Below are 20,550 nucleotides of genomic sequence, written 5' to 3'. Positions count from 1 at the left end.
AGCAGCCCCTGGGGGGGCGACCCGATCGCGGGACATGCCTAGCCCAGGTAGCGTGCTCGCACAGCAGCTTTGTAGGCCTCCACGCCCAAGGGGGCACCGGTGGCCTGTTCAATCAGCTCGTCCGCTGTATACAGGCAGCCCTTGCTGCGGATGTTCTCATCCAGCCAACCATAGAGTGGCTTTAAGTCTCCCTTGCCCAATCCGGGCAGGATCTCTGGCCTTGCCTCGGTGGCAGCGGCAAAAATCTGTGCCGCGGCCAGCGCGCCCAGGGAGTAGGTGGGGAAGTAGCCCAGCAGGCCCTCGGGCCAGTGCACGTCCTGCATTACGCCGTCGCTGTCGGTGGGCGGGATAATGCCCAGGTATTGCTGCATCATGTCGTTCCAGGCACCAGGCAGGTCGCCAACCCTGATCTCGTCGGCGACGATCGCCTTCTCCAGCTGGTAGCGCAGAATAACGTGCAGGGGGTAGGTCACCTCATCGGCATAGACCCGGATCAGCCCCGGTTCCACCTTGCGGTACAGGCGCAGGATATTGTCCGCCTCCCAGGCCGGACCGTCGCCGCCGAGTATTTCCCGGGTGATCGGCGCCAGGTAGCGAATAAATTCCTCCGAGCGGGCGGCCTGCATTTCCAGCAACAGGGACTGGCTCTCGTGCAGGGTCATGCCGCGGCTCTCGCCCACCGGCTGGCCCCGCCACTGGTGCGGACGGCCGTCCTCGTACAGGGCGTGGCCGGTCTCGTGAATCACCGCCATCAGGCTCTTGGTGAAATCGTCCTCGGAATAGCGGGTGGTGATGCGATTGTCGCCCTCGGCACCGCCGGAGAAGGGGTGGGCCGCGGTGTCCAGGCGGCCGCGGTCGAAGGGGAAGTCGAGGATTTCCATGACCGCGCGGCTCAGCTTTTCCTGGTCGGCGACGGGGAACGGGCCTCTGGGCTGTATCACCCCCGGTCCGGCGACCTGCCTGGCCATGACTTCCCGGGTAAAGTCCGGCAGGAATGCCACCAGCTCATCGAACAGCGCATCGACCTGCACTTCACGGCGACCGGGGTCATACTCGTCGAGCAGGGCTTCATAGGGCGTTACGCCCAGGGCCTCGGACTTGATCGTGGCCACCTCGCGCTGCAGCTGGAACAGGGTGTCCAGTTTGGGTGCCAGGCGCTTGAAGTCATTGGCCGCCCGGGCGTCCTTCCAGGTGGTGACCGAGTCGGAGCGGGCGATGACAATTTTTTCCACCAGCTCGGCGGGCGTGGCGTTGGCGTGCAGGTAGAGATGCCTCATCTCCCGCAGGTTGGCGCGCTGCCAGGAATCGAGCTGCTCCTGCTGCGCCTCGGCCTCGGCCAGCAGGTCGGGCAGGCGCTCGTCGGTCTCGATCTCGTGGACCATCAGGCTCAGCTCTGCCAGGTCCCTGGCCCTGCCAGGGGCAACGCCCTCGGGCATCATGGTCTCCTGGTCCCAGTGGAGTATGCCGATGGCGTTGCCGAGTACGGAGACGCGCTTGCGCAGGGCCTCCAGGGATTGGTATGCGGTCATTGTTCACTCCCGGGTATAGGAAGAGTGAATAATAGCCGCTTTGCGCGCCTTTGTGGTGCCGTTCAGGGGGCGCTGGTGGTTTCCGGGTCGAAGGAAATGTGCATCTTCTTCATGGCGTTGACGAAAAAGGAGCGCACATACTCGGGCTGGCCCTTGAAGCGGGGGTTACGCAGCCGGGGCAGGATTTCCTCGAACATGACATTGAGCTCCAGCCGGGCCAGGTGGGTGCCGATACAGAAATGCTGGCCGATGCCGAAGGAGCGCAACTGGTTGTACAGGTCGGGCATGCGCTCCGCACGGGTGACGTCGAAGTCCATGGCGGTGTCGCCGAATACCTGCTCGTCGTGGTTGGCGGTGTGGTAGTGCAGCACCACCTTGTCGCCTTTCTTGATCAGCTGGCCGCCCACTTCCACGTCCTCGGTCGCCGTGCGGCGCATGGCGATGAACGCGGTGTTATACCTGAGGATCTCCTCCACCGCATTGCCGATCTTGTCCGGGTTGTCCACCAGGTACTGCAGCTGTTCGGGGTGCTCCATCAACAGGCGCATGCCCTGGGCGATGACCGTGCGGGTGGACTCATTGCCGCCCACCAGAATCAGGATGAACATCCAGCCGAACATGTCTTCCGATACCGGTTCGCCGTCCAGCTCGGCGTCGAGCAGGGCGCTGGTGATGTTATTCATCGGCTCGGCGCGGTGCTTGTGGGCCAGCTGCATGGCGTAGCCAATGACTTCCATGGCCGCGAGCTGGGCCTCCTCCTCGGAGGTGGCCATGTCCGGGTCGTCGGCGAAGATCATGGTGTTGGTCCAATCGAAGAACTGCTTGCGGTCGGCCAGCGGTACCCCGAGCAGGTCGAGGATGGCGATCAGCGGCAGTTCCGCGGCGACCTCCTCCACGAACTCGCATTTGCCGCGGCCGGCCACGGCATCGACGATGCGTTTGGCGTGCTCGCGGAAATTGGCCTCGTAGGAATCCACCCGCCGGGGGGTAAAGGCATTGCGGACGATGCGCCGCACCTTCTGGTGGCGGGGCGGGTCCATGTTGATGATGGTGTTCTGCTGCATTTCCACGGTGAACTCATCCATTTCCATGGGAAAGGCGGAGCGGGCGGCGGAAGAGAACAGCTGCGGGTGCTTGGACACATAGTCCAGCTCGGCGATCCGGGTGACGGCCCAGTAGGGGATGCCGGTGAGCGGGTCCTCGAGTTTGACAATGGGGCCGGCATCGCGGATCGCCTTTAAAGACTGGTAGGGCATGCCGTCCTTGTAGGTATCCGGGTCCAGCAGGTTGGCGAAAGGGCATTGGCTCATGGGAATCTCCGGGTGTGGCGCAGACCGGGTCTCGCAGACCGGGCCTGGCGTTGGGGTGGACTAATGGCTATTAGTGTTTAGTAAAGTCTGGCACAGGCGGGCGGGCGGTAAAAGTTACGCGGTATTCCCAGTTGGACCGCCGGCGGGGATCTGCCCGGACCGATCCGTCAGTTTTCGCGAAAGGCCAGGGCCTCGGCGATGTCGGCCCCGGAGATTCGCTCCCGGGCCTCCATGTCGGCGATGGTGCGGGCGACCCGCAGGGTGCGGTGCAGGCCGCGCCCGGACAGTTGCAGCCGGGCGGCCAGCTCGCCGAGGTCGGTGCGCTGGCGTCGGTCAAGGGCGCAGATGTCCAGCAGTACATCCGTTGCCAGCCGCGCATTGCAGCAGTGCTGCCGGGCCAGTTGCCGCTGCCGGCAGTGACCCACCCGGCGCCGGACCTCCGCCGAGGCCTCGCCACCGGTGGCGGCCTCCAGCAACAGCCCGGGGGCCTGGCGCGGTACCTGGATATGCAGGTCGATGCGGTCCAGCAGCGGCCCCGACACCCGGTTGCGGTAGCGCTGGATCTGCTCCGGGGTGCAGCGGCAGTGGCGCTGCGGGTCGCCGAGGTAGCCGCAGGGGCAGGGGTTCATGGCGGCGATCAGCTGGAAGGCGGCGGGGTAGGTCTGCTTGTAGCTGGCCCGCGACAGGGTGACCTGGCCGGATTCCAGCGGTTCCCGCAGTACCTCCAGGCAGTGCCGGTTGAACTCCGGCAGCTCGTCCAGAAACAGCACGCCGCCGTGGGCCAGGGAGGCCTCGCCGGGGCGGGGATTCCTGCCGCCGCCGATCAGGGCGGCAGCGCTGGCGCTGTGATGGGGGTTGCGAAAGGGCCGGCGCAGGGCCTCGCCGACCGCGTTCTGGCCCTGGAAGTCGCGCAAGGCAAGGGCGACCAGGGATTCCTCCCGGGACGGCGGTGGCAGGATGCCGGGAAGGCGGCTGGCGAGCATGGTCTTGCCGGTGCCGGGCGGGCCGATGAACAGCAGGTTGTGGCCCCCGCTGGCGGCAATTTCCAGCGCCCGGCGCGCCGCTGCCTGGCCGACAACATCCGCCAGGTCCTCGTAGCGCGGCTCGCCGGGCTCGGCAACGGCGGCAGCGCGTTCCAGCCGGGCGGCGCCGTTGATATGGGCGCACAGGGTGAGCAGGTCGGGGGCCGCCAGTACCCGGGCGTCGGGCACCTGGCTGGCGTTGCTCTCGTTGGGTTTTGGCACCACCAGGGTATTGCCGCAGGCGCTGGCGGCCAGGGCCGCGCAAACCGCTCCCGGAACCGCCTGCAGGCTGCCGTCGAGGGCCAGTTCGCCGAGAAACTCGTGGCTGCCGGCGAGCCGGTTCTCGAGCTGGCCCGAGGCCAGCAGAATCCCCAGGGCGATGGGCAGATCGAAACGGCCGCCTTCCTTGGGCAGGTCCGCCGGCGCCAGGTTGATGGTGATGCGCCGGTCGGGAAACTGGAAGTGGGAGTTGAGCAGGGCGCTGCGCACCCGCTCCCGGCTCTCGCGCACCGCGGTTTCCGGCAGGCCGACGATATTGAAGGCCGGCAGTCCGTTGGACAGGTGGGTTTCCACCCGCACCGGCGGTGCCGACAGGCCGGACAGCGCCCGGCTGTGGACGATCGATAGTTCCATGGCTCTTCCCTGAGCGCAATGCGGGGCCGTCTCCGCGGCCGGCGTCAATCCTGTTGGTCGAGGGCTTCCAGTTCCCGGGTCATGGCTTCCAGTTCGGCTTCCAGGGCGACGACCCGCTCGCGGGTGCGCTTGAGGATTTCCGCCTGGGCGTCGAACTCCTCGCGGCTGACCACGTCGAGCCGGGCGAGGGCGGACTGGGCCAGGGTTCTGACCCCTTTGTCGACCTCGCTCTTGAGGCCGGAGCTGCCAACCAGATCGTTGACCTGCTGTAGGACCTCCCAGGGGGGCGGTGGCGGTTTGATGGCCATGGTGCTGAACCTTTGCATGCGATAACAGGCTCAGGATTCTACTTGGTTTTGCCCGGCTTACCCAGATCAGAAGCGCCCGGCCCGGTCAGTGAGCGGGGCAGGCGGCCACTGCGCACCAAAATGGTGCTGCGCGCTGTTGGGGTGCGCCGCAGGGTGCGTAATTGGTGCGCAGCGCTCTCCGCGACAGCGGCTTTTTCACCCTACCTCTTTGTATTTATTGGAGAAATATTACCTTGGCACAGCCGCTGCAGTATCTCCGGCAGATTTGTATTGCGCACCCAATGTGCCCGTCACGAGATGACGCATACGCATCTGACACACCAGACCAACAAATCACGGAGATTTGAGACATGTTGAAAAAAGTACTTCCCGCCGCGATCGCCGCTTCCCTGCTCGCCGGTGCAACTGCCACCTCAGTGCAGGCCGCCGAGATCAGCGCCAACGTCGCGCTGGTCAGTGACTACCGCTTCCGCGGTATTTCCCAGTCCGACGAGGATATCGCCCTCCAGGGTGGTTTCGACCTGGCGTTTGAAAATGGCATTTACATCGGCACCTGGGGCTCCACGGTCGACTTCGACAGTAATGACGGTTTCGACGGCTCGCTGGAGCTGGATTACTACATCGGCTGGGGCATGGATATTGGCGAGAACTCCGCGATTGACGTCGGCTACCTGTACTACGACTACCCCGGGGATGACGGCGCCGAGGGTGATTACCAGGAGTTGTATGGCAGCTTCTCGTTCCACGATCTGACCCTGGGCATGGCCTACTCCGATGACTACTACGGCGAAACCGACACATTCTTCTATTACTACGCGGACTACAGCTTCGGCCTGGCCGAGAACCTGAGCCTGGACTTCCACGTGGGCTACAACGACCTCACTGATGATGGATGTTTCCTTGACTGCGGGGACGATGGCGTTGCGGAAGATTCCTACACCGACTACTCCGTGGGCCTGACCTGGAGCGTGATGGGCGTTGATCTCGGCGCTACCTATGTCGGTACCAACCTGGACAAGAAAGACGTGTTCGGCACCGACTGGGGTGAAGATACCGTGGTTGTTTCCATCGCCAAGAGTATGTAAGCGCATCCCAGTCTGACCCGGGGCGCCCCCGTGGCGCCCGCAAAAAAACACCAGGAGAGAAACATGAAACTAATCACGGCAATCGTGAAGCCCTTCAAACTGGACGACGTGCGCGAGGCGCTGTCGGAAATTGGTGTGCAGGGCATCACCGTGACTGAAGTCAAGGGTTTTGGTCGCCAGAAAGGCCACACCGAGTTGTATCGCGGTGCCGAGTATGTGGTCGACTTCCTGCCCAAGGTGAAAATCGAGGTGGCGGTGGCAGACAGCCTGGTCGACCAGACAATCGAGGCCGTTACCAAGGCCGCAAACACAGGCAAGATCGGCGACGGCAAGGTATTCGTGTCTCCGTTGGAGCAGGTTATCCGGATCCGTACCGGGGAAACCGGCGAAGAAGCTATCTAATCCTGAACTGAAACAAGAGAGTATTCCAATGGAAGACAATATTTTTCAATTGCAGTACGCACTGGACACCTTCTATTTCCTGGTGTGCGGTGCCCTGGTCATGTGGATGGCCGCCGGCTTCGCCATGCTCGAGGCGGGCCTGGTTCGCTCCAAGAACACCACTGAAATCCTGCTCAAGAACGTGGCCTTGTTCGCCGTGTCCTGCACCATGTACATGATTTGCGGTTACATGATCATGTACGGCGGCGACTGGTTCCTGTCGTCGATCACCGGCGACGGCGTGACCGGTGCCGAGGAGCCCGCGACGTACGCGCCCTCAGCCGACTTCTACTTCCAGGTGGTATTTGTGGCCACGGCGATGTCCATCGTTTCCGGCTCGGTTGCCGAGCGCATGAAACTGTGGGCCTTCCTGGCCTTCGCCGTGGTGATGACCGGCTTCATCTACCCCATGGAGGGTAGCTGGACCTGGGGCGGCAATGCTGTATTCGGCATGTACACCCTCGGCGACCTGGGCTTCTCCGACTTCGCCGGCTCCGGCATCGTCCACATGGCGGGCGCCGCCGCTGCCCTGGCCGGCGTCATCCTGCTCGGCGCACGTAAAGGCAAGTACGGCCCCAACGGACAGGTCAACGCCATTCCCGGTGCCAACCTGCCGCTGGCAACCCTGGGTACCTTCATCCTGTGGATGGGCTGGTTTGGCTTCAACGGCGGCTCGGTGCTGGCGACCGCCAGCGTCGAGAGCGCCAACTCGGTGGCCATCGTGTTCATGAACACCAACGCCGCCGCTGCCGGTGGCCTGATCGCCGCGCTGGTGGTCGCCAAGGTCATGTTCGGCAAGGCCGACCTGACCATGGCCCTCAACGGCGCCCTGGCTGGCCTGGTGGCGATTACCGCCGAGCCCTCCACCCCGACCGCGCTGCAGGCAACCCTGTTCGGCGGCCTGGGCGGCGTGCTGGTGGTGTTCTCCATCGTGTTCCTGGACAAGCTGAAAATCGACGATCCGGTGGGCGCCATCTCGGTACACGGTGTCGTGGGTCTGCTGGGCCTGCTGCTGGTGCCGGTCACCAACGACGGTTCGTCCTTCAGCGGCCAGCTGATCGGTGCCGCCACTATCTTTACCTGGGTGTTTGTCACCAGCTTCATCGTCTGGTTCGTGCTGAAGATGCTGATCGGTATCCGGGTCAGCGAAGAGGAAGAGTACGAAGGCGTCGACCTGGCAGAGTGCGGCATGGAGGCCTACCCCGAGTTCGCCAACCAGTAAGCACCACCGTCTTGCGGGCGCATTGTAGTGATGCGTGTTTTGGGGGGCCTTTCGGCCCCCCTTTTTTTAATCTGCCGCGAGCACCATAATTGCCCCTCGCCCGGGCAGATGATTCTTGACTTATATAAGAGATATCTTATATAAGTAAATTCTTATGTAGGAGTGCGCAGTGCTTGATGTTTCACTGATGCAGCAAAATGCGGGGTCCGCCGCTGAATTGCTCAAGGACCTGTCCCATCCCGGGCGCCTGCTGGTGCTGTGCGCGCTGGTCACCCGGGAACACACCGTGGGTGAACTCGAGGCCCTGACCGGGCTCGGGCAATCGGCGCTGTCACAGCACCTGGCCCGGCTGCGCGATGGCGGGCTGGTGACCACGCGGCGGGAGGCACAGCGCATCTTCTACGCTATCAGTGATGGCAAGGCGCAGATCATGCTGGAGGCGTTGCACCGGATTTACTGCGCCGATGGCGCCGTCACTGCCGATTCTGAACAGGGAGAGTAGCGATGAATATAGACAGACTCGTATTTGCCATTGCCGGCTTGTTTATTCTGGCGAGCCTGGCCTTGAGCCAGCTACATTCGCTGTACTGGCTGTGGTTTACCGCCTTTGTCGGTGCCAACCTGCTGCAGGCGGCGTTTACCGGCTTTTGCCCGCTGGCCCTGATCCTGCGCAAATTTGGCAAGCAACCGGGTTGCGCTTTCCAGTAATCCGTCAGGGAGCAAGCCCCTATGATCCATCCCGTTGATCGGCTGGTCGGCTATTCCCTGGGCGGCGGACTGCCGAAGCTGATCTTCGTCGTCGGCCTGCTGGCCGGCGTGCTCGCGCTGACTTTCACCCCCCGCGAGGAAGAGCCCCAGATTGTGGTGCCGATGGTGGATGTAATTGTCCAGGCGCCCGGTCTCAGCGCGCGCCAGGTTGAGCGTCAGGTAGTTATCCCGCTGGAGAAGCTGCTGGCGCAGATTCCGGGGGTGGAGCATGTGTACTCCACCGCGGCGGCGGGCAGCGCCACCGCCACCCTGCGTTTCCATGTCGGGGAGGACCGCGAGGACTCGCTGCTCAACACCTATAACAAGCTCTATTCCAACCAGCATCGAATGCCGCCGGTGGTCAGCAACTGGATGTTGCGGCCGGTGGAAGTGGACGACGTGCCCATTGTGATGCTGGCGCTGTGGAGCGAGGACCCGCAGCGTTACGACGACTTCGAGCTGCGCCGGCTGGCGGATGAAGTGTCCACCTTCCTGCAGGCCATCCCCGCCACCAGCGAAGTCAACGTGATCGGCGGCCGGCCGCGCACGGTGCGCATCCTGATCGATCCGGAAAGCATGGGTGCCCGCAATACCACCGCCCAGGACGTGGTCATGGCCCTGTCGGTTTCCAATGTGCTGCGTGACGCCGGTGGTTTGACCGTGAGCAATGGCTCGGTGCTGCTGGAGGCCGGCGATGTGATCCGCAGCGTGGGTGAACTGCAGGGCCTGGTGGTGAACGTCGTCGACGGCGCCCCGGTATACCTGCGCGATGTGGCCCGGGTGGTGGACGGTCCCGCCGAGGCGGAGAGCTATACCTGGATCGGCTTCGCACCCCAGCACCCGCGGGGCGCCGCCAGCGACCGGCCGATGGTGGCCATCTCGGTGGCCAAGCAGCGCGGCTCCAACGCGGTGTCGGTGGCCGAGGCCGTGCACCAGGCCATGGGCAGAATGCAGCGTGAACTGCTGCCACCGGAAGTACAGGTGGAAGTGCTGCGCGACTACGGCCAGACCGCCGATGAGAAGGTCAACAACCTCAGTACCAGCCTGGGCTTCGCCATTTTTACCGTGGTGGTGTTTATCGGCGTCTTCCTCGGCTGGCGGCCGGCGCTGGTGGTGGGCCTGGCGGTGCCCATTTGTTATGGCATTACCCTGGCCCTGGACATGGCCCTGGGCTACACCATCAACCGGGTCACCCTGTTTGCCCTGATTCTCTCCCTGGGCCTGCTGGTGGACGACCCCATTACCGGCGTCGATAACATTTCCCGCTTTATGGGCCGTGGCGATCTCTCCGTCGGCGACCGGGTGGTGGCCGCCATGGCGGAAATCCGCATCCCGCTGATCCTGTCCACCGTCACCATTATCTTCGCCTTCCTGCCGCTGGCGGGCATTACCGGCATGATGGGCCCCTACATGGCGCCTATGGCCTTCAACGTGCCCGCCAGCGTGATTACTTCTACCCTGGTGGCCTTCCTGGTGACTCCCTGGCTGGCCAGCCGCCTGCTGCAGGCGCAGCCCGTGGCGCAGGTGACCAGTGTCAGCGAAGGCCCCTATGCCCGGTTCATGGCGCCGCTATTGGATAACCGCAAGCTGGCCAAACTGGTCCTGTGGGCGGTGCTGGGGCTGTTCCTGGTCACCGCCGCGCTACCGGTATTCCGGCTGGTGCCGCTGAAGCTGCTGCCCTTCGACAACAAGAACGAAGTGCAGGTGTTGATCGATATGCCCGAGAGCGCCAGCCTGGAGCAGACCGCGGCCCTGGCGCGCGAGGTGGCCGAGACAGTGACCCGGGTGCCGGAAGTGCAGGCGGTGGCCGCGTTTGTCGGCGTACCCTCGGCGATTGACTTCAACGGCATGGTGCGCCGCTACTACCAGCGCATCGGGCCACACCTGGGCGACCTGCGGATCACCCTGGCCGACAAAACCCGGCGCGAGCACCAGTCCCACGGCCTGGTGCTGCGGCTGCGGCAGTTACTGGAGCCGTTTAACCGCGGCGGGATCAGCGTGAAAGTGGTGGAAGTTCCCCCCGGCCCGCCGGTACTCAGTACCCTGGTGGCAGAAATCTACGCGGATGCCCTCACCCCCTACGAGACCCAGAAAGAGGCCGCCCGCGCGCTGATGGAGCGCCTGGGCCGCGAGGCCCACGTGGTGGAAATCGACTCCACCATGGAAGCCGACCGCGAGCGGCGGCGCTTCGTTACCGACCGGCAGAAGGCGGCGCTGTCCGGAATTGCCGCCGATGATGTGGCGCAAACCCTGGCCATGGCCAATGAGGGCTATGTGGCGGGCTACCTGCAGCTGGAGCGCGAAGCCCGTCCGCTGCCCATGGAGTTGCGCCTGGATCCCCGGCACCGCTTGTCCGAGCATGATTTCAAACGCCTGCTGGTCAGGGGCCGGCAGGGAGTGGCCAAGTCGACCACCGCCCAGGGCCTGGAGGTGGCGCCCCAGCCGCTGGCGGCAATCGGGGAACTGGGCGATTTCGAGCATGGCCCCGCCGACACCATGATCCATCGCAAGGACTTGCGTCCGGTGGTCTACGTGATGGCGGAGCTGAACGGGCGCACACCCGCCGAGATTATTGCCGATGTCCACGCCGACATGGGCGCGGCGCCCGGCGCTGGCGATGACTGGCAGGACCGCACCTTCCTCAGCAGTGGTGCCGGCGACGGCTGGTCGCTGCCCGAGGGTACCGACGTCCAGTGGACCGGGGAGGGTGAGTGGCGCATTACCAAGGACGTGTTCCGCGACATGGGCCTGGGTTACGCTTTTGCGTTGCTGGCCATCTTTTTCGTGCTGCGGGTGCAGACAGCGTCGAGCTCCCTGTCGCTGATTATCATGCTGTCGATTCCGTTGACGGTGATTGGCATCATGCCCGGCTTCTGGTTGATGAACCAGTTTGGCGAGCGCTGGATCGCCGGGGCGCCGGAACCGGTGCTGTTCACGGCCACGGCAATGATCGGCATGATAGCGCTGGCCGGTATTGTGGTGCGCAACTCGCTGATCCTGGTGGAGTTCATCTCCCAGGCCAGGGAGGCCGGCGCCTCAATCCGCGATGCCCTGCTGCAGGCGGGCTCGGTGCGGATGCGGCCGGTGCTGCTGACCGCCGGTACCACCCTGCTCGGCAACCTGATCATTACCCTGGACCCGGTGTTTGCCGGACTGGCGCTGGCGATTATCTTCGGCATCGTCGCCTCCACCGCCTTTACCCTGGTCGTGGTGCCGATTGTCTATCTGCTGGTGTTCGATAAACCTGAGCTGCAGGCGGCGGCCGCAAGCGCGCCGCCAGAGGACGTGTGATCATGAAAAAACTGCTGCTGCCCGTGGTGGCAATCATCGGCCTGCTGTTGCTGGTGGCACTGATGGCGGGGTACTTCGATGACAAGATAGAGCCCGGTATCGCCACACCCGCGGCGGTGGATGACTCCGCCGCGGTCGCTGTCGAACTGGTCCGGGGCGGAGTCAGCGAGAGCCTGCCCGCCTCGGTGGAAGCCCGGGAGGCGACGATTATCTCCTCCCGCCTGCTGGCACGGATTACCCGGATTCATGTTCGCGCCGGTGATTACGTGGAACAGGGCCAGCTGCTGCTGGAGCTGGAAAAAACCGACCTCGAGGCCCGGGCCCGGCAGGCCGCTGACCGGGTACGCTCGGTGGAAGCGCGGTTGCGGGAGGCGAAGCAGAACCTGAAACGGGCCGAGGAACTGCACCAGCGCGGGCTGATCGCGGTTGCCGACCGCGATGCGGCCCGTGCTGACGCCGCGTCACTGCAGGCTGACCTGTCGTCGGCGCGCCAGGCGCTGGAAGAGGCCCAGGCTGCTGTTGGTTTCAGCGAAATCCGCTCGCCGATCGCCGGCAGGGTGGTTGACCGTTTTGCCGAGCCCGGTGATACCGCCTCTCCGGGAAGCAAATTGCTGTCCCTGTACAATCCTTTCTCCCTGTGGGTGGAGGCCCGGGTGCGGGAACAGCTGGCGCTGGCGCTGCAAACGGGGCAGGTGCTGCAGGTGGACGTGCCCTCGGCGCAGAAGTCCTACGCCGCCACCATCGAGGAAATCGTGCCCGCCGCCGATCCCGGCGCCAGGAACTTCCTGATCAAGGCCTCGCTGCCGGCGGGGCGCGACCTGCTGCCCGGCATGTACGCCCGGGTCCAGGTGCCCGCGGGCGAGCGCAGCCGCATGCTGGTGCCCGAGGACCGGGTGGCGGAAGTGGGCCAGCTGAATGTGGTCTGGGTCGCCGCCGAGGCGGGGGTGGTCAGGCGGTTCGTCCGCCTCGGCCAGCCCGACGGGGAGGGCAGGGTAGAAGTGATTTCCGGGGTCGCTCCCGGCGACAGGATAATGCCACCGCAGTGAGCGCCGTGTTTGTGCCGCCATATACTCTTGGTTATGATTAGTCGCCCACTCAAGGAGAGCCCGCACATGAAACTGGTAACCGCCGTCATCAAACCGTTCAAGCTGGACGATGTTCGCGCCGCCCTGTCGCAGATTGGCGTTCAGGGAATCACCGTTACCGAGGTCAAGGGGTTCGGCCGCCAGAAGGGCCACACCGAGCTGTACCGGGGCGCGGAGTACGTGGTTGATTTCCTGCCCAAGGTGAAGCTGGAAATCGCCGTGGCCGACGGCGATGTGGAGAGCGCCATCGAGGCCATCACCAATACCGCCAACAGCGGCAAGATCGGCGATGGCAAAATATTTATTTCCGATCTCGAGCAGGTGATTCGTATCCGCACCGGGGAAACCGGCGAGGACGCCATCTAGGGCCTGGTCACCCGGCCCGCCGGAGCGCTGGCAAACAGCGCGGTGAGGCTCAGGGCAGTGCCTGGATGGCGGTGATAGCGTCCGGCAGCTGCGCCAGCTCGTTGACTTCCTGGTGGGCCTGCGGGCCGCCGGGCCAGGGTTCCCGCTTCAGGTTTATCCACACGGTGTACATGCCGACCTCCAGTGCCCCCCTGATATCGTGCTCGGGGTTGTCGCCGACGTGGACGATCTCGTGGGCGGCGGCCCCGGACCTTGCAATGGCGGCGTGAAACATGTCCGGCGCCGGTTTGCTGGCGCCACATTCCTCCGCCAGAAAGGCGAAGTCGAAATACTCCCCGGCGTCGGTCTTGTAGATATCGGCATTGCCGTTGGTCAGGGCCCCAAGGCTGAACTGGCTGGCCAGTCGCCCCAGTACGTCCAGCGCCTGCTCGTAGAGTTGTACCCGGTGGCGTTCATTGAGAAACACATCGAAGGCCTGCCTGGCCCCGTCCAGTGCCTGGTGCTGCGGGTAGCCGGCAGCCAGCTGCAGTTCCAGCAGCATTTGCCGGCGCATGGCGCTGACATTGTGCAGCAGCTCCGGGTGGCGCTGCCACAGTGACTTCTTGAATTCCCACAGTCCCTGGTGATCGTAGTTCTCAATGGCCCCGGGGCGGTGTTCCAGCAGCCAGCGGCGCTGGGCTTCCTCGGCGCGGATGAGGGCCGGGTCCACATCCCAGAGGGTGTTGTCCAGGTCGAAAGTGATTACCTTGATGGCCATGTCAGCGAATTACCCGGTCAGGAGACTAGTCGCGCTTGCGCCGCCGCGCCCGGGGGTGGGCGGCGTCGTACACCTTGGCCAGGTGCTGGAAGTCAAGGTGGGTGTATATCTGGGTGGTGGAGATATTGGCGTGCCCCAGCAGTTCCTGCACCGCCCGCAGGTCGCCGGAGGATTCCAGCATGTGGCTGGCGAAGGAGTGCCGCAACATGTGCGGGTGCACGTCCTGGTGCATGCCGGATTTACGCCCCTGCAGCTTCAGCCGGGCCTGGATGTTGCGCACACTGATGCGCTGGCCACGGTTGCTGGTGAACAGGGCCCTGGCGGCATCATCACCGTCGCTCGCTGCTTGCGGGCGCACACTGAGCCACTGGTCGATGGCGTCCAGCGCGGCCTTGCCCACGGGTACGGTGCGGGTCTTGTTGCCCTTGCCGGTTACGGTCAGCAGGCGGGCGCTGCGGTCGATATCGTCGATATTGACCGAGCTCAGTTCGGCCAGCCGCAGGCCCGAGGAGTAAAACAGTTCTGCCATGGCCCGGTCCCGCAACGCGGTCGGCCCCTGGTCGGCAAACTGCAGGTAGCGGTCCACCTGGTCGGCGTCCAGGGTGCGCGGCAGTTTCCGGGGTTTGCGCGGGGCCTGTACGCTGGCGGCGGGATTGCGCGGATGGCCATTTACCCGGCCCAGGTAGTTGAAAAAGGAACGCGTCGCCGACAGGCTGCGCTGGATGCTGCTGCCCGCCAGGCCGCGGCGATGCAGCAGGCTGACCCAGGCGCGAATATCCGCCTCGTCGAGGTCGCGGGCGCTGGACCGCTTGTTGCTTTCGCAGTACTGCTGCAGGGAGGCGAGATCGCGCCGGTAGTTGTCCAGCGTGTGCGGCGACAGCTGGCGCACGTCCCGCAGGTAATCGATAAACGCTGCGCAGTCGTCCGCCAGGGGGGTGCTCACACCCGTTTACCGGAGTCGCGGCAGGAGGCGGACAATGACATCGGCGATATGGGTGAGGAACAGGGTGCCCATGGTACTGCTGTAGCGGTTGGCGTCGGCGCTGCCCACCGCAATCAGCCCCAGCGCCGCGCCGTTGGCCAGTGGCATCAGCGCCGCCGAGCCGACCTCGCCGGCATCCGGGAACAGGTAGGCGAGTTCTTCCTTGCGCAGCACGCCGCACACCGGCTTGCGCCCCTGCAGCAGCGCGCCGATCTCGCCCCTGGCCTTTTCCTCGGGCTCGATGCGGCAGGCCTGGCCGGCTTCAGCTGCGCCGAACAGGATCATACTGGCGTAGCCGACCTTGAAATCGCTGTTCATGGCGTCCATGAACGCCGCGTACAGCGCCTCGACGCTGTCGGCGTCCAGCAGCGCCAGCACCAGGCGGCGGGTCTGCTCGTAGAGCAGGTCATTGTCGCGGGCGTTTCTGGTCAGGGTGGCGAGCCGGTGGCGCATGTCGATGTTGCGCTCGCGCAGCACGCTGACCTGCTTTTCCACCAGGGATACGGCGCTGCCGGAGGCATGGGATATGTGCAGGTGATCCAGCATGTCCGGATTGCGCTGCAGGAAGTCACCGTTGTGCTTGAGGTAGTCGCGCACCTGCTCATCGCTGAGTTGCGGCACGGCGGCAAGCGCCTCGGCCTGATCATTAGACATGGTTTTTCTCCCCTGGTCTGCCGGCGGCGTCAGCCGTGCCCGGAAAGAGGCGCTGGCCGCCTCAAATTCTTATCGTGCCCTCGAATACCGATGCGGTGGGGCCGGTCATGATCACGGGCTGGCCCGGGCCGGCCCACGATATGGACAGCTTACCGCCAGGAAGATTAACTGTCACGGTATCGCGCAGCCAGCCGCGGGATAATCCGTACACAACCGCGGCGCAGGCGCCGGTGCCGCAGGCCAGGGTCTCGCCGACGCCGCGCTCGAAGACCCGCAGGTTAATTTCGCTGTCGGACACCAGCTCCATAAAACCGGCGTTGACCCGCTCGGGGAAGCGGGGGTGATTCTCGATCAATGGCCCCAGGTGCCCGATATCCACCGCGGCCACCTCGTCCACCCGGGTAATCGCGTGGGGGTTGCCCATGGAGACGGCGCCGATTTCCAGGTTGTGGTCGCCCACCTCCAGGGAATAGCTCTCTGCCTGCTGCGCCGCGTCGAAGGGAATATCCGCGGGGGTCAGCGCCGGGGCGCCCATGTTGACCTCGACCCGGTGATTGTCGCGCATCCGCAGCTCGATCACGCCGGCGGCGGTTTCCACCGTAATAAGCCGCTTGTTGGTCAGCTTTTTATCGCGCACAAAGCGGGCGAAACAGCGGGCGCCATTACCGCACTGCTCCACTTCGCCGCCATCGGCGTTGTAAATCCGGTAGCGGAAGTCGACATCCGGGCTGCCCGGGGGCTCCACCACCAGCACCTGATCGCAACCCACGCCAAAGTGACGGTCCGCCAGTTTGCGGATGTCGCGGGAACGCAGCTTGCAGCGCTGGCTGATCAGGTCGATGACCACAAAGTCATTGCCCGCGCCGTGCATTTTGGTGAATTTCAGTAGCATGGTCAGTTCGGCAGGCGGTGCTCACCGCGTATGATATCAGCCAGGGACTCCCGCTCCCGCACCAGGTGAACGGCGTCGCCGTCGACCATGACTTCGGCGGCCCGCGGCCGGCTGTTGTAATTGGAACTCATGGTAAAGCCGTAGGCCCCGGCACCCGACAGCGCCAGCAGGTCGCCCTGGCGGAGGGCCAGCTGGCGCTGCTTGCCGAGAAAGTCGCCGGTTTCGCAGACCGGGCCCACCACGTCCCAGCATTCGACCGCCGCGTCGACCTGCTCCTGGGTCGTGCGAATATCCATCCAGGCCTGGTAGAGGGCCGGGCGCAGCATGTCGTTCATGGCGGCGTCCACCAGGGCGAAATTGTGTTCCGGGGTTCTTTTCAGGTACTCCACCCGGGTGAGCAGCAGGCCGGCATTGGCGGCAATCGAGCGTCCGGGTTCAAATACCAGGGTGAGCGGCCGCTCCCCCAGTTCCGCGCGCAGCGCGGCGATGTAGTCGGCGATCGTTGGCGGCTGCTCGTCCTGGTAGCAGACGCCGAGGCCACCGCCGAGGTCCAGGTGACGCAGCGCAATGCCCTCATCCGCCAGGGTGTCCACCAGCGCCAGCAGGCGTTGGAGGGCGTCGATGAAGGGGCTGATCTGGGTCAGCTGGGAGCCAATGTGGCAGTCGACGCCCACCACCTCGATGAACGGCAGTTCCGCGGCCCGCCGGTACACCGCCAGGGCCTCATCCATGGTGACGCCGAACTTGTTCTCCTTGAGCCCGGTGGAGATGTAGGGGTGGGTATTGGCGTCCACGTCGGGGTTCACCCGCACCGACACGCGGGCTGTCTTTGCCAGCTGGGCCGCCACGCCCGCCAGCACCTCCAGTTCCGCCGCCGACTCCAGGTTGAAACAGGCGATATCCAGTTCCAGCGCCCGCGCCATTTCCAGGGGCTTCTTGCCGACCCCGGAAAACACGATTTTGCCGGGGTCGCCACCGGCGGCAACCACCCGTTCCAGTTCACCGAGGGAGACAATGTCGAAGCCGGCACCCAGGCGGGCGAGGGTATCGAGTACCGCCAGGTTGGAGTTGGCTTTCACTGCGTAACAGATCAGGTGATCGCAGCCCGCCAGGGCCTGCTGGTATTCGCGGAAGGCATTTTCCAGGGCGGCTCGGGAATACACGTAGCAGGGCGTGTCAAAGCGCTCGGCAATCGCGCTGACAGGGGTGTTCTCGGCGTGCAGTTCGCCATCCCGATAGGGGAAATATTCCATGCTCTGTCTCATAGGGTTACATGCCCTCGGGCAGGGGCTCCTCGCGGTTGTCGCTGGCGCTGCCGCGGCTGCGGGGCTCGGGCTCCTCGCCGGGCAGGTACAGGGGGCCAGTCTGGCCGCAGCCGCCCAGCAGTACCAGCAGCGTCAAAGTGGCGATATAGCGCATGGGCATTCCAGGGTGCAAAAGCGGGGATTATACCTGCCGGTAGTAAGCCGTGCGAGCAGCCCGTATTATGTGCGCTGGTTACAGGCTGGATGAGTTGACGTGATTTCTGAAGCAGAGTACGGCGAGTTGGTGGACCAGACCTTTGAGGCCATGGAGCTGGCCCTGGATGAGGTCGACAGTGACCTCGACTACGAGACCGGCGGCGGCGTGCTGACGGTCAAGTTCGAGAACGGCAGCACCATGGTGTTCAGCCGCCAGCCGCCGGTGCGCCAGCTCTGGTTCGCCGCCCGTGCCGGTGGTTTCCATTACGAGTACGACCATGCCGCCGCTGACTGGCGCAACACGCGCGATGGCAGCCTGTTCCGCCCTTTTGTGGTGGAGCAGATGAAATCCCAGGGGGAAATCGATTTCCAATGGCTATGAAGTGGTGGTCCGCTGTTGTGCTGGCAGGGTCCCAGGGCGCGCTGGCGGCGGAACCGCTGTATGTGAAGAACCTGAGCCCGGTGGCGGGCCTGCTGGGCCTGCCTTCCCAGCGCAGCGCGGATATAGCTCCCGCCGGGCAGTTCGACCTGGCCCTGCACGGCAGCATCGCCAGCCACTATGTGGCGGAGGCAGCGGCGGGGGAGTATCTCCACCTCGACGGTGAGACCGCCCGCCTGGCGCTGGAGGCCCGTTACGCTGTTGCGGATAACTGGGACCTGCAGCTGGAACTGCCCTGGCTGGAGCACAGCGGCGGTAGTCTGGACTCGGTAATCGACAACTGGCATGACTTCTGGGGCATGTCCGACGGCGGTCGCTCCGATGTCGAACGGGACCTGCTGGATTACCGCTATGCCGGTCCGGACAGTTTTGCCCTGGCGGATGACGGTTCAGGACCGGGCGACGCCAGCCTGGCGCTCAGTTACCGGTTCTTTGCCGAGCGGAATTCGTCCGCGGCGCTGGTGGCCGGCTACAAGTTTGCCACCGGCGACGAGGATGAGTTCCTCGGCTCCGGCGCCGAGGATGCCTACCTGGCGCTGCGCTTCAGTGGCTATCACGGCGCTTCACTGCCCTTGCGCTGGCACGGCCAGCTGGGCTACCTGTACGCCGGCGAGAGCGAGCGGATAGCGACGGTCCAGGAACAGCACCTGTGGTTTGCTGGCCTGGCCGTGGACTGGCGCATCGGCCAGGCCTGGTCCCTGCTGGGCCAGGTAGATGCCCATGCCGCCCCCGCCGACAGCGCGATCAAGGGCATCGGCGAGGCGGCGATCATGCTCAGTGTCGGCGCCCGCTGGCGTTTCGCCGAGCGCTGGGCGCTGGAGCTCAGTCTGGTGGAGGATATCCAGGTGGAAACGGCGCCGGACGTGACCTTCCAGGCCAGCCTGCGCTGGCGCCCCGGGGCTGGCTAGCGGGCCAGCACCAGCGCCCGGGCCCGCTCGGCGGCAGCGGCAACCTGTGCCGGCGCGGTGCCACCGGTGTGGTTGCGCGCACTCACCGAACCCTCCAGGGTAAGCACCTCGAATACATCCTCGCCGATATCGGCGCAGAATCCCTGCAGGGTAGCCAGTGACATCTCGGCCAGGTCGAGGCCCTGTTCAACCCCGTGGGCAACGGCCTTGCCCACCACCTCGTGGGCATCGCGGAAAGGCAGGCCCAGGCCCACCAGGTAATCCGCCAGGTCGGTGGCGGTGGAAAACCCCGAGCGCGCCGCTTCCCGCATCTGTTCCTTGCGGGGCTGGATAGCCGGCACCATGTCGGCGAAGGCGCGCAGGGAGTCCAGCACCGTGTCGACGGTGTCGAACAGCGGTTCCTTGTCCTCCTGGTTGTCCTTGTTGTAGGCCAGGGGCTGGCTTTTCATCAGGGTCAGCAGTGATACCAGGTGACCGTTGACCCGGCCGACCTTGCCGCGCACCAGTTCCGGCACATCCGGGTTCTTTTTCTGCGGCATGATGGAAGAACCGGTACAGAAACGGTCGGGCAGCTCGATAAAGTAGAACTGGGCCGAGGTCCACACCACCAGTTCCTCCGACATGCGCGACAGGTGGGTCATCAGCAGCGCGGCGAAAGCGCTGAATTCGATGGCGAAATCCCGGTCGGAAACCGAATCCAGGGAATTCTCGGTGGGCTTGTCGAAGCCCAGGGCGGCAGCCGTTTGCGCACGGTCGATGGGATAGGTGGTGCCGGCCAGGGCGGCGGCGCCCAGCGGTGACTGGTTCATCCGCGCCCGGCAGTCCATCAGCCGGCCGTAGTCCCGCTGCAGCATTTCGTTCCAGGCCAGCAAATGGTGGCCGAAGGTGACTGGCTGGGCGGTCTGCAGGTGGGTGAAGCCGGGCATGATGGTGTCGCTATTGGCCGCGGCGAGTTCGATGGTGCCGGCCTGCAGCCGGGTCAGCTCGGCGGCGATCAGGTCGATGGCGCCGCGCAGGTAGAGACGGATGTCAGTGGCCACCTGGTCGTTGCGGGAGCGCCCGGTGTGCAGCTTCTTGCCGGTGATGCCGATCAGCTCGGTGAGCCGGGCCTCGATGTTCATGTGCACGTCTTCCAGCTCAATGGACCACTGGAAGCTGCCATCCTCGATTTCCTGGCGAACCCGGGCGAGGCCGTCCTGGATCTGCTGCAGTTCATCGGCACTCAGCACGCCGACCCTGGTCAGCATTTCAGCGTGGGCCAGGGAGCCGGTGATGTCCTCGGCGGCCATGCGCTGGTCAAAGTTCACCGAGGCGGTGAACCGTTGTACAAAGCTGTCAGTGGCTTCACTGAAGCGCCCGCCCCAGAGTTTACTGGTGTCCTGTTGCTCGCTCATTCTCTGTCCTGTTGTGCAAAAGCCG

General features: G+C 64.7%; 21 protein-coding genes. 10 read left to right on the top strand and 11 right to left on the bottom strand.

Annotation, left to right across the window (positions count from 1 at the left end; genetic code table 11):
- Positions 1-38 precede the first annotated feature (38 nt).
- The 4 genes from DWB85_RS14875 to DWB85_RS14860 form a co-directional block, all read right to left on the bottom strand.
- Complete coding sequence (locus tag DWB85_RS14875) at positions 39-1,529, bottom strand: carboxypeptidase M32 (protein ID WP_117956206.1); 1,491 nt, start codon at positions 1,527-1,529, stop codon at positions 39-41.
- Between the two features lie 62 nt (positions 1,530-1,591).
- Positions 1,592-2,839, bottom strand: a complete 1,248-nt coding sequence (locus DWB85_RS14870; RefSeq protein WP_117956204.1) for a cytochrome P450 — start codon at positions 2,837-2,839, stop codon at positions 1,592-1,594.
- A 167-nt stretch (positions 2,840-3,006) separates the two neighbouring features.
- Positions 3,007-4,494 carry a YifB family Mg chelatase-like AAA ATPase gene (locus DWB85_RS14865; RefSeq protein ID WP_117956202.1) on the bottom strand — a complete coding sequence of 496 codons (1,488 nt, stop codon included), beginning with the start codon at positions 4,492-4,494 and terminating at the stop codon, positions 3,007-3,009.
- A 44-nt stretch (positions 4,495-4,538) separates the two neighbouring features.
- A complete protein-coding gene (locus DWB85_RS14860; protein ID WP_239017343.1) occupies positions 4,539-4,820 on the bottom strand; it encodes an accessory factor UbiK family protein in 282 nt (93 codons plus the stop codon).
- Positions 4,821-5,152: 332 nt separating this feature from the next.
- Between DWB85_RS14860 and DWB85_RS14855 the strand changes: the two genes are divergently transcribed.
- The 8 genes from DWB85_RS14855 to DWB85_RS14820 all read left to right on the top strand — a co-directional run bounded on the left by DWB85_RS14855 (position 5,153) and on the right by DWB85_RS14820 (position 13,039).
- The gene (locus DWB85_RS14855; RefSeq protein WP_117956198.1) at positions 5,153-5,887 is read left to right on the top strand and encodes a TorF family putative porin; all 735 of its coding nucleotides are present in this window, start codon (positions 5,153-5,155) and stop codon (positions 5,885-5,887) included.
- Between the two features lie 63 nt (positions 5,888-5,950).
- Positions 5,951-6,289 carry a P-II family nitrogen regulator gene (gene glnK / locus DWB85_RS14850; protein ID WP_117956195.1) on the top strand — a complete coding sequence of 113 codons (339 nt, stop codon included), beginning with the start codon at positions 5,951-5,953 and terminating at the stop codon, positions 6,287-6,289.
- Between the two features lie 28 nt (positions 6,290-6,317).
- The gene (locus DWB85_RS14845; protein WP_117956193.1) at positions 6,318-7,550 is read left to right on the top strand and encodes an ammonium transporter; all 1,233 of its coding nucleotides are present in this window, start codon (positions 6,318-6,320) and stop codon (positions 7,548-7,550) included.
- A 169-nt stretch (positions 7,551-7,719) separates the two neighbouring features.
- Positions 7,720-8,052 carry an ArsR/SmtB family transcription factor gene (locus DWB85_RS14840; RefSeq protein ID WP_205422754.1) on the top strand — a complete coding sequence of 111 codons (333 nt, stop codon included), beginning with the start codon at positions 7,720-7,722 and terminating at the stop codon, positions 8,050-8,052.
- A gap of 2 nt (positions 8,053-8,054) precedes the next feature.
- The gene (locus DWB85_RS14835; RefSeq protein ID WP_117956191.1) at positions 8,055-8,258 is read left to right on the top strand and encodes a YgaP family membrane protein; all 204 of its coding nucleotides are present in this window, start codon (positions 8,055-8,057) and stop codon (positions 8,256-8,258) included.
- 21 nt (positions 8,259-8,279) lie between these two features.
- Complete coding sequence (locus DWB85_RS14830; RefSeq protein WP_205422753.1) at positions 8,280-11,588, top strand: efflux RND transporter permease subunit; 3,309 nt, start codon at positions 8,280-8,282, stop codon at positions 11,586-11,588.
- A 2-nt stretch (positions 11,589-11,590) separates the two neighbouring features.
- Positions 11,591-12,634: an efflux RND transporter periplasmic adaptor subunit gene (locus tag DWB85_RS14825; protein ID WP_117956279.1), complete on the top strand. Its 1,044-nt coding sequence runs from the start codon at positions 11,591-11,593 to the stop codon at positions 12,632-12,634.
- 66 nt (positions 12,635-12,700) lie between these two features.
- Positions 12,701-13,039 carry a P-II family nitrogen regulator gene (locus tag DWB85_RS14820; protein ID WP_117956189.1) on the top strand — a complete coding sequence of 113 codons (339 nt, stop codon included), beginning with the start codon at positions 12,701-12,703 and terminating at the stop codon, positions 13,037-13,039.
- A gap of 49 nt (positions 13,040-13,088) precedes the next feature.
- On the opposite strand, the gene DWB85_RS14815 is transcribed toward DWB85_RS14820, so the two are convergent.
- From DWB85_RS14815 to lptM, 6 genes are all read right to left on the bottom strand, one after another.
- Complete coding sequence (locus DWB85_RS14815; protein ID WP_117956187.1) at positions 13,089-13,796, bottom strand: HAD family hydrolase; 708 nt, start codon at positions 13,794-13,796, stop codon at positions 13,089-13,091.
- Between the two features lie 25 nt (positions 13,797-13,821).
- Entirely contained in the window at positions 13,822-14,739 is a 918-nt protein-coding gene (xerC, locus tag DWB85_RS14810) for a tyrosine recombinase XerC (protein ID WP_117956185.1), read from the bottom strand.
- A gap of 6 nt (positions 14,740-14,745) precedes the next feature.
- Positions 14,746-15,432, bottom strand: a complete 687-nt coding sequence (locus DWB85_RS14805; protein ID WP_117956183.1) for a DUF484 family protein — start codon at positions 15,430-15,432, stop codon at positions 14,746-14,748.
- A 61-nt stretch (positions 15,433-15,493) separates the two neighbouring features.
- Complete coding sequence (gene dapF, locus DWB85_RS14800) at positions 15,494-16,324, bottom strand: diaminopimelate epimerase (RefSeq protein ID WP_117956180.1); 831 nt, start codon at positions 16,322-16,324, stop codon at positions 15,494-15,496.
- A 2-nt stretch (positions 16,325-16,326) separates the two neighbouring features.
- Positions 16,327-17,577 (bottom strand): diaminopimelate decarboxylase, encoded by a 1,251-nt coding sequence (gene lysA, locus DWB85_RS14795; RefSeq protein WP_117956278.1) that lies wholly within the window; start codon positions 17,575-17,577, stop codon positions 16,327-16,329.
- Positions 17,578-17,593: 16 nt separating this feature from the next.
- Positions 17,594-17,743 (bottom strand): LPS translocon maturation chaperone LptM, encoded by a 150-nt coding sequence (gene lptM / locus DWB85_RS14790; RefSeq protein ID WP_117956178.1) that lies wholly within the window; start codon positions 17,741-17,743, stop codon positions 17,594-17,596.
- A 99-nt stretch (positions 17,744-17,842) separates the two neighbouring features.
- On the opposite strand from lptM, the gene cyaY reads away from it, so the two are divergent.
- Together cyaY and DWB85_RS14780 are read left to right on the top strand one after the other, a co-directional pair.
- The gene (gene cyaY, locus DWB85_RS14785; protein ID WP_117956175.1) at positions 17,843-18,166 is read left to right on the top strand and encodes an iron donor protein CyaY; all 324 of its coding nucleotides are present in this window, start codon (positions 17,843-17,845) and stop codon (positions 18,164-18,166) included.
- Positions 18,157-19,131 (top strand): DUF3187 family protein, encoded by a 975-nt coding sequence (locus DWB85_RS14780; RefSeq protein ID WP_117956173.1) that lies wholly within the window; start codon positions 18,157-18,159, stop codon positions 19,129-19,131. Before cyaY ends, DWB85_RS14780 begins: the two co-directional genes overlap by 10 nt.
- Here the strand turns inward: DWB85_RS14780 and argH are convergent.
- On the bottom strand, positions 19,128-20,525 hold the full coding sequence (gene argH / locus DWB85_RS14775; RefSeq protein WP_117956171.1) for an argininosuccinate lyase: 1,398 nt from the start codon (positions 20,523-20,525) through the stop codon (positions 19,128-19,130). The genes DWB85_RS14780 and argH overlap by 4 nt on opposite strands.
- Positions 20,526-20,550 lie beyond the last annotated feature (25 nt).

This window comes from Seongchinamella sediminis (assembly GCF_003457605.1).
Lineage (GTDB): Bacteria > Pseudomonadota > Gammaproteobacteria > Pseudomonadales > Halieaceae > Halioglobus > Halioglobus sediminis.
This window is presented reverse-complemented; position numbering and strand designations above follow the sequence as displayed.

What these genes read in the sequence shown, in the direction of transcription:
- DWB85_RS14865 (WP_117956202.1), bottom strand. Translation starts at nt 4,494, where the DNA reads ATGGAACTATCGATCGTCCACAGCCGGGCGCTGTCCGGCCTGTCGGCA.
- DWB85_RS14870 (WP_117956204.1), bottom strand. Translation starts at nt 2,839, where the DNA reads ATGAGCCAATGCCCTTTCGCCAACCTGCTGGACCCGGATACCTACAAG.
- DWB85_RS14780 (WP_117956173.1), top strand. Translation starts at nt 18,157, where the DNA reads ATGGCTATGAAGTGGTGGTCCGCTGTTGTGCTGGCAGGGTCCCAGGGC.
- DWB85_RS14825 (WP_117956279.1), top strand. Translation starts at nt 11,591, where the DNA reads ATGAAAAAACTGCTGCTGCCCGTGGTGGCAATCATCGGCCTGCTGTTG.
- DWB85_RS14805 (WP_117956183.1), bottom strand. Translation starts at nt 15,432, where the DNA reads ATGTCTAATGATCAGGCCGAGGCGCTTGCCGCCGTGCCGCAACTCAGC.
- glnK (WP_117956195.1), top strand. Translation starts at nt 5,951, where the DNA reads ATGAAACTAATCACGGCAATCGTGAAGCCCTTCAAACTGGACGACGTG.
- DWB85_RS14845 (WP_117956193.1), top strand. Translation starts at nt 6,318, where the DNA reads ATGGAAGACAATATTTTTCAATTGCAGTACGCACTGGACACCTTCTAT.
- dapF (WP_117956180.1), bottom strand. Translation starts at nt 16,324, where the DNA reads ATGCTACTGAAATTCACCAAAATGCACGGCGCGGGCAATGACTTTGTG.
- DWB85_RS14835 (WP_117956191.1), top strand. Translation starts at nt 8,055, where the DNA reads ATGAATATAGACAGACTCGTATTTGCCATTGCCGGCTTGTTTATTCTG.
- DWB85_RS14860 (WP_239017343.1), bottom strand. Translation starts at nt 4,820, where the DNA reads ATGCAAAGGTTCAGCACCATGGCCATCAAACCGCCACCGCCCCCCTGG.
- DWB85_RS14830 (WP_205422753.1), top strand. Translation starts at nt 8,280, where the DNA reads ATGATCCATCCCGTTGATCGGCTGGTCGGCTATTCCCTGGGCGGCGGA.
- lysA (WP_117956278.1), bottom strand. Translation starts at nt 17,577, where the DNA reads ATGGAATATTTCCCCTATCGGGATGGCGAACTGCACGCCGAGAACACC.
- argH (WP_117956171.1), bottom strand. Translation starts at nt 20,525, where the DNA reads ATGAGCGAGCAACAGGACACCAGTAAACTCTGGGGCGGGCGCTTCAGT.
- DWB85_RS14875 (WP_117956206.1), bottom strand. Translation starts at nt 1,529, where the DNA reads ATGACCGCATACCAATCCCTGGAGGCCCTGCGCAAGCGCGTCTCCGTA.
- DWB85_RS14815 (WP_117956187.1), bottom strand. Translation starts at nt 13,796, where the DNA reads ATGGCCATCAAGGTAATCACTTTCGACCTGGACAACACCCTCTGGGAT.
- DWB85_RS14820 (WP_117956189.1), top strand. Translation starts at nt 12,701, where the DNA reads ATGAAACTGGTAACCGCCGTCATCAAACCGTTCAAGCTGGACGATGTT.
- DWB85_RS14855 (WP_117956198.1), top strand. Translation starts at nt 5,153, where the DNA reads ATGTTGAAAAAAGTACTTCCCGCCGCGATCGCCGCTTCCCTGCTCGCC.
- lptM (WP_117956178.1), bottom strand. Translation starts at nt 17,743, where the DNA reads ATGCGCTATATCGCCACTTTGACGCTGCTGGTACTGCTGGGCGGCTGC.